This is a genomic window from Candidatus Woesearchaeota archaeon (genome assembly GCA_026394965.1).
In the GTDB taxonomy this organism is placed as follows: domain Archaea; phylum Nanobdellota; class Nanobdellia; order Woesearchaeales; family 0-14-0-80-44-23; genus JAPLZQ01.
This window is the reverse complement of record JAPLZQ010000080.1, coordinates 1-7,728: the sequence shown is the minus strand read 5'-3', so window position 1 is coordinate 7,728 and position 7,728 is coordinate 1. Positions and strand designations below refer to the sequence as shown.

At 41.9% G+C, this 7,728-nt stretch carries 7 protein-coding genes; all 7 read left to right on the top strand.

Features of this window, described 5'->3' with window-relative positions; translation table 11 throughout:
* Window positions 1-396, top strand: a 396-nt coding sequence (locus NTV63_03440) for an ATP-binding cassette domain-containing protein (GenBank protein MCX6709976.1), incomplete at its 5' end; no start/stop codon positions are given.
* Between the two features lie 50 nt (window positions 397-446).
* Window positions 447-1,736, top strand: coding sequence for a COG1361 S-layer family protein (locus NTV63_03435; GenBank protein MCX6709975.1), 1,290 nt, complete (start codon window positions 447-449; stop codon window positions 1,734-1,736).
* A 52-nt stretch (window positions 1,737-1,788) separates the two neighbouring features.
* Complete coding sequence (locus NTV63_03430; protein MCX6709974.1) at window positions 1,789-3,009, top strand: ABC transporter permease; 1,221 nt, start codon at window positions 1,789-1,791, stop codon at window positions 3,007-3,009.
* Window positions 3,010-3,011: 2 nt separating this feature from the next.
* Entirely contained in the window at window positions 3,012-4,232 is a 1,221-nt protein-coding gene (locus NTV63_03425; GenBank protein ID MCX6709973.1) for an ABC transporter permease, read from the top strand.
* A 129-nt stretch (window positions 4,233-4,361) separates the two neighbouring features.
* Window positions 4,362-4,931 carry a hypothetical protein gene (locus NTV63_03420; GenBank protein MCX6709972.1) on the top strand — a complete coding sequence of 190 codons (570 nt, stop codon included), beginning with the start codon at window positions 4,362-4,364 and terminating at the stop codon, window positions 4,929-4,931.
* 302 nt (window positions 4,932-5,233) lie between these two features.
* Window positions 5,234-7,228, top strand: coding sequence for a hypothetical protein (locus tag NTV63_03415; GenBank protein MCX6709971.1), 1,995 nt, complete (start codon window positions 5,234-5,236; stop codon window positions 7,226-7,228).
* Window positions 7,229-7,269: 41 nt separating this feature from the next.
* Window positions 7,270-7,728: hypothetical protein (locus tag NTV63_03410; protein MCX6709970.1), on the top strand; the 459-nt coding region annotated here is incomplete at its 3' end.

Below are 7,728 nucleotides of genomic sequence, written 5' to 3'. Positions count from 1 at the left end.
AACCTGATTGCTGCCTTCAATGCGCTTGAGAATGTGATTCTTCCGCTTATGTTCCAGGGAGTTCCCAAGGCAGAGCAGAACAAGAGGGCAAAGGAGATTCTTGAGCTTGTCGGGATGTCAGCGAGAGCATACCACAAGCCGTCTGAACTTTCGGGGGGAGAGCAGCAGAGAGTTGCAATTGCAAGGGCGCTTGTCAATGACCCTGAAGTGCTCCTTGCAGATGAACCCACAGGAAACCTTGACTCAAAAAGGGGCGCAGAAATAATGGACTTCCTGAGAAAACTTCATGAAGAAAAGAAAAAGACAATAATACTCGTAACGCACGACTCAAATCTTGCAAAGTATGCGCACAGAATAGTCTACATAAAGGACGGCAAGATTGTGAAAAACATATGATGGCGGATTATTATAACGAACAATAACGAACAAGAGAGGCTTTTGAAAAAATGAGAAACAATTCAAAGAACAACGGAAAGCACAATAACAGATTAATAATATTTGCAGCTTTGCTGATTTTTTTCCTTTCAATTGAAAGGACAGCTTCAGCAGCAGGAGTTTCTCCTGAAGGAAATGCCATAACAATAAGCATGCTGAACCAGGAGCCAAGCCCTGTTGATTCAGGGCAGTATGTCAAGCTTAAATTCCGCGTGGAAAACATCGGGGGAGAATCCCTGAAAAATGTTGTTGTTGAGATTATCCCGGCATTCCCCTTTTCCTTGGATCCCGGCGCCAGCGGAAGAATTGCCCTGGGAACAATCGGAGGCGGGCAGACAGGAGTTGATTCCCTTATAATTGAATACAGGCTGAGAGTGGATGAAAAGGCAATCTCCGGCTTGAATGAGATAAAGCTGAGATATTCAGCAGATGGAGAAAACTGGGTTACATTGTCTGCTTTTAATGTCAATGTGAGAAGGTCATTTCCGGGGCTTTCAATAGAGTCAATAAGCTCAGAGCCCCTCAATATAGCGCCGGGCAAATATGCAATCCTAAAAATTGAGATTAAGAACCTTGCTGACTCGGCAATGAAAGATGTCTCAGTTGGAATAAATCTTTCATCATCATCAATTCCATTTATTCCAATAGGCTCTGGAACAGAGAAGAAGGCATATCAGATTGCAGCAGGAGAGACAAAATCATTTGAGTTTGGCATAATGGCATCTCCGGATGCAGCAACAGGAGTTTACAAAGTCCCATTGTTCATAAGCTACCGTGATGAGGGAAATGCAAACCACACAAAATCAGACATAGCAGGAGTAATTGTAAATTCAGAGCCGGTTCTCTCTGCTGAGATTTCCAGCAGCGCAATCACAACTTCAGGGACAAAAGGAAAGATTACAGTAAAGATAATAAATGAGGGAACAGGAGATGTCAAATTCCTGAAAGCAAGAATTGATGAAAGCCCAGATTACAAAATTCTTTCTGCAGGCGAATATTACATCGGAGAGCTTGCCTCAGACGATTATGACACAGCTGACTTCACAATTTATGCTGAGAAGACAAAAGAGGGCTCAATCAGCATACCTTTGAAACTGATTTACTCAGACGCAATAGGAAACAGATATGAAAAAATTGAGTATGCCCCTCTGCGAATTTACACATCAGCAGAGATGAAAAAATTCGGGATGGCTGGAACAGGGAGCGGCGCAGGAATTATTATAACCCTTCTGATTGTTGCTGCAGGGGTGCTGCTATACAAGAACAGGAAAAGAATAAGGCATCTTATCAGGAAAAAGTAATGAGAAAGGGGATAAATAGTCATTTAATATTGGGATTTAAGGGGGAAAGCACTTGCTAAAAGATTATGCCATCTTTGCCTGGAGAAGCCTTGAGAAGAGAAGGCTGCGCTCATGGCTCACGATGATAGGGATATTCATCGGAATTGCAGCAGTTATATCCCTGATATCCCTTGGGCAGGGCGTAAAAGCAGTTGTTGAGGAGCAGTTCCAGATGCTCGGGACAGACAAGCTTCTGATAAGCCCTGGAGCAGGATTTGCATCATCGCTTGTTCAGGGAAGCTCATCCCTCACAGACACTGACCTTGAAACAGTTAAGCGCTCAGGAGGGATTGATGTCGCAGGAGGGTTTTCCTATAAAATCGGCTCAATACAGTTCAGGAGGGAGACAAAATACACCTGGATAATGGGAATGCCAATGGATGAGTCCACAAAAATAATAGAGCAGATGCAGAATGTAAGAGTGCACGAAGGCAGGTCGCTCAGGGAGGATGACACAAACAAGGCGTTTATAGGGATACTTCTCTCAAAAGACAATGAATTTTTCGCAAAGGGAATCCAAGTCGGGGACAAGATTAAGCTTGATGGAAGGGAATTCGATGTTGTCGGAATAATGGAATCAGTTGGAAATCCCCAGGATGACAGCAGCCTATGGATTCCGCTTGATGAGGCAAGGGCGCTGTTCAATGAGACAGACAGCCTTTCAATGATAATTGCAAGTGTCAAGGAAGGGGAGAGCCCTGAAAAAATTGCAGAAAGCCTGAAAAATGAGCTTAGGCGCTCAAAGGGGCAGAAAAGAGGGGATGAGGATTTCACAATCCAGACTGCAGCAGAAATAATGGACGCATTCAATGCAATATTCAATGCAATTCAGTTTGTCCTGATAGGGATTGCAGCAATCTCGCTTCTTGTCGGCGGCATAGGAATAATGAACACTATGTACACCTCTGTTCTTGAGAGGACAAGGGACATCGGGATAATGAAGGCAGTCGGGGCAAAGAATTCAGACATACTCACAATATTCATAGTTGAATCGGGAATACTCGGATTTTTTGGAGGCGCAATCGGAATACTTATTGGAATGGGAATCACAAAAATTATTGAACGCCTGGCATTTGTCTTCCTTAAGACCAATATGCTTGTGGCAAGATTCTCTTCATCGCTTATAATCGGGGCGCTCGCATTTTCAATCATAATAGGAATTGTTTCAGGAATGGTGCCCTCAATACAGGCATCTAAAATGAAAGTTACCCAAAGCATAAGGTTCAGGCTGTAAAAATGATGGAAGGAATCCTGAAGCTGGTCTTCAATTACATAAGAAAGAGAAGGACAAGAAGCTACCTTACTGTAATCGGGATATTCATCGGAATTGCAGCAGTTGTAACCCTTGTTTCCCTGGGGCAGGGGCTTCAGAATGCAGTTAACTACCAATTCTCCAAAATGGGCTCAAACAGGATAACTATAAGCCCGGGCGGCTCAATGAGTGCTGGAATGGGTCCTGCTGTTGCAACAACAGCAACACTCTATGAAAAGGATGTTGATGCTGTTAAAAGAGTAAACGGGGTTGAATACGCAATAGGGACATACAGCACCCTTCTCCCGATTACATTTGGCAAACAGAAGAAATACATGCCCGTATACGGGCTCGGGACAGATGCTGAAACCACAAAATACATTGAGTCAATAGGGACATATGAGGTGGGAGAAGGAAGGAATCCGCGCACAGGGGAAAAATACAATGCAGTTATAGGAAAAGGGGTTGCAGAAGAGGCATTTGAAAAGGAAATCCATTTGGGCGACTTCATAGACATTGGCGGGCTTGACTTCCAGGTTGTCGGGATACAAGCTGATGTTGGCGGAATGCAGAATAGAATAATCAGAGTTCCGAAATCAGTGTTGAGGGAAATGGAAGGAAAGACAGATGAGGTAAGCTCAATAACTGCAATAGTCAAAAATGATTCAGACACAGTCCAGATTGCAGAAAAAATAAAAGAGGATTTGAGAAAAGAGCGCAACAAGAAAAAAGGGGAAGAGGACTTCTCTGTTGCAACAGCCCAGAATGTCATACAATCCTTCCTAGTGATATTAAATGTTGTCCAGGTTCTTCTTGTTGGAATAGCAGGAATCTCCCTTCTTGTCGGCGGTGTAGGGATAATGAACACTATGTACACCTCTGTCCTTGAGAGAACAAGAGATATCGGCATAATGAAAGCAATAGGGGCAAGGAACTCAGACATTATGATGATTTTCATACTTGAATCAGGAATCCTCGGGCTTGTTGGCGGGATTATCGGGGTAATTATAGGAATTGCCCTGAGCAATGCAGTTTCCTTTATTGCACTACAGGCGCTTCAGACAAACATCCTGAGAATCCAGATAGGCGCTTTCCTGATTTTAGGTCCCACTATTTTTTCATTTGTGGTGGGAGTTGCATCAGGGCTTTTGCCAGCCATACAGGCAGCACAAATGAAGCCAGTAGAATCGCTGAGATATGAATGATTAACTGCTTTTATTGAAATTATAGAAAGGTTTATATATACTAATATACCTTTTTATTCACAACTTTTTTATAATTAGAAAATATTTTTATTATTGATTGCCTTAACAAGGGCAGGAGAGGTGATTGGATTGAAATTTTTCAATGGGAAAAAGGCAGAGAAGGAGCTGCAGATGATATTCGGACTTTTCATCCTTCTCATAATTTCGCTTGTGGTGCTAAACCTTTTCTTTAAGTTCACTGAAAAGAGCAGCGGAAAAATGGAAGGTGCATCAACAGCATATTTCACAAAAGAGCAGAAAAGCCAGGTAATCCAGGACTGCGAAATGAAATGCGACGGAATCATTGATGACAACTCAAGGATTGAATTCTGCAAGGCAACAAAGAAGATTGACTGGAACGGAGACCAGACCCTTGGCGGAAAGATAAGAGAGGGAAAATGGGAGTTCTGCGAGGATATGATACCCTGCTTTGTTCTTGTTGACAACTGCAAAGAGGGAACATACACCGGAGCATCATGTATGCAGATTCTTTCAAATCCAGAATTCAACAACCTCGACACCCTTGCAGCGCTTTCAGCAGGAAAGGCATCTGATGTTTGCAATCTTACTTCAACAGGAGCAGATTTGACTACAAAAACATGCGCCGATACGGCAAATGCCAACTGGAGATGCAAGTTCGGGTTCTTTTCAGAAGTGTAAATGTTTTAAGTTTTTTTTATTAAATTTTAATTATTTATGATTTTTTAATTTTGAATATTTATACTTATTCTTAAGTTTATTATGAAGTATTATTCAGATTATTTTAGCAGATTTTAACTTATCAAATCCATAAAAACCAGATTGCCGAATTTCAAATGCTTCCCTTCTGCATTTTTGACTTTACAGAGCAAAGAATTTATAAATAAAACAATTCAGAATTATAGGAAAAGGCATTAATTTTTGCATATAATTATTGCATTAACAATGCATGCCTAAATAAAAAAGAGGTGCCGGATATAATTTTGGGAGTTTTCGGTAAAAAAGGGGACACTATAACCAATTTTGTGCTTATAGTTGGGCTTCTCTTTGTCTCAATGGCTGCAATAGGAATTCTAAGGAGCATTGCGATAAGCCAGGCAAGAACTGTTCAGCAGGATTACACAGTTGCTGTTGTTGAGGATGTAAAGCAGGTTGTGGACAAGGCAAACTCCTATCCTGACAATTCAGAATACCTGATAAAGCTTAAAGATCCCATAATCTACCAGATGAATGTAACTGGAAACAAGATTTCATTTTACTTCCCCAAGCTTGATATTTCAAAGGAGATTTACATATCAACCTCAGACGCAAGGATAATACCTTCCATAATTGACACTTCAGGGGAAATCAAGGTATACCGTAAGGACAATAATATTTACATTACAGACAATCTTGTGTGCAATACCACTGATGACAGGTGCGATGTAGGATGCATAGCAGAAGGAAAGTGCGACAAATCCTGCTACAAAAAAGAGGTAATAAACGGGATATGCAACCCATACTGCCTTGACACCAACAAGGACGGAAATATTAATACAGATGACTCTGACAGCATATGCGACCCTGACTGCTACAACAATTTCAGGGACGGATTCTATGACATTGACTGCATAGACCCTGCTGACAGCATATGCGATCCAGACACAAATAATATTCTTGACGGAATATGCGACAGGGATTGCATCGGGACAAACGGCGTGTGTGATCCTGACTGCCCTGAATTTGACGCTGACTGTCCGAGCAAGGGAAACGGAAGGTGCGAGCCGGAAAGGGGGGAAAGCTGCATGGACTATCCTGCATTTGACGACTGCAAATGCGGTGCAACACAGTTTTGTGCAGACTGCGCATCCCTCGGAGAATTTGGAGGGGCATATCTTGATGAGAAGGGCTGCATTGAGCCATCAGCTTTGTTCCAGAAAGAGGAGAGATGCATTGAAAGCTGCCAGTGCTCGCAGGCGCCTGAAAAGCTGCTGTGCGACATAAGGTTTGGGACAAACCGCTGCTGCCCGATAGATTCATACTATAAGGAAGGAACAGGATGCGTGAACTACAAGAATGACGGCGAGTGCAGAACAGAAGAGCCGTACTCTGAAACATGCGAAAACTCAGCTGACTGCAGATGCCAAAGCGCTGATTTATGCTGCCCCTCATGCTCTGGAGCAGAAGCAAGCGGCTGCTGCCCTGTGGGGACGAAGCAATGCGCGAAAAGCACAGGGGCAGTATGCATAATTCCTGGCGGAAAATCAGAAGCCCAGAAGTGCGAATGTCCCGCAGAGTGTAACTCAGGGCTTATCTGCTCTGAGAACAAGGCAGACCCAACAGACAAGGCATGCTGCTCTGCGGATACTGACTGGAATGGGACTAGTTGTGAAATTACAGATGTATGGGACGTTGTTTTTGTAGCATTGAATTTTCAGGAAACTGCAGCTGACAACGCATCATATAGAAATGCAGCAAACATTGCAATTAATGCGTTCATGGCAAAAAGCCCGTTCAGAGAATGTTCAGACCCAATGAGCAAAATTAAAGTTCATTATCTTGATCAAAAAGATTGTAGAATTACCTGTTCTGATATCTGCGGGGACTGTAATGATTTATCTATCTCATGCGTTGTGAACAGTGAATATTCTACAATTTGGGATAAAATAATTGCAATAAACGGAGAAAGCGCAGCTTCCGGAATAATGGGATGTGCATCCGGCATACCAGGAGATAGCAGTGTTACCCGAGTAAATATGCCGATTGTCGTCGTTCATGAAACTGGTCATGCTTTGGGACTATGCCATCTGAACTGCGGAGGAGCTGGAGGGGCTTGTCTTAGCTGGTGTCCGAATAAAGACGATTGTTCTCCACCGCAGACATCCGCAGATGTAAGAACTTTTATCATGGATTATTGTGACGGGTTTGATAGGTACGGACCCAATGCGTATAATCATCTTAAAACAGTTTCATTAAAACAATGGCTGAAAAACTGTTAAATTAATATGAACGAATATGAACGTTAAATCGGGCGGTATTCATGAAAACAAAAATTTTCAATAAGGTGTTTTGTCTTTTTATTCTTGTAATAATGTTCTCATCAGCGGTACAAGCTACAGGAAATCTTTTTTCTTTTTATTTTGTGCTGCATAAAAACAATCAAATTGATGTGATAAAATTTGAGGTAGCGCAAGGCCAGCCGACGAATTTCTTAGAAATGATTCCCGGGCATCCAAATAATTATACCTTAATATTAGTGTCATTTTTTAATAAAACACTTTATGAAGCTGCATTTAATACTGATTTTGAGGCGCATCCGTATCCTGCAAATCCAGGAGATATTATTGAAGATGTTATTTTAGAAAATATAAGCAAAGCAATCAGAATTCCATACTTTGAAGATGCAGAGAAACTGAACATCTATCATAACGGAAATCTTATTTATACTCTTTATATAAGAGATTATTTGTGCAAAAAAGACGGAATTTGTTCACTGTAT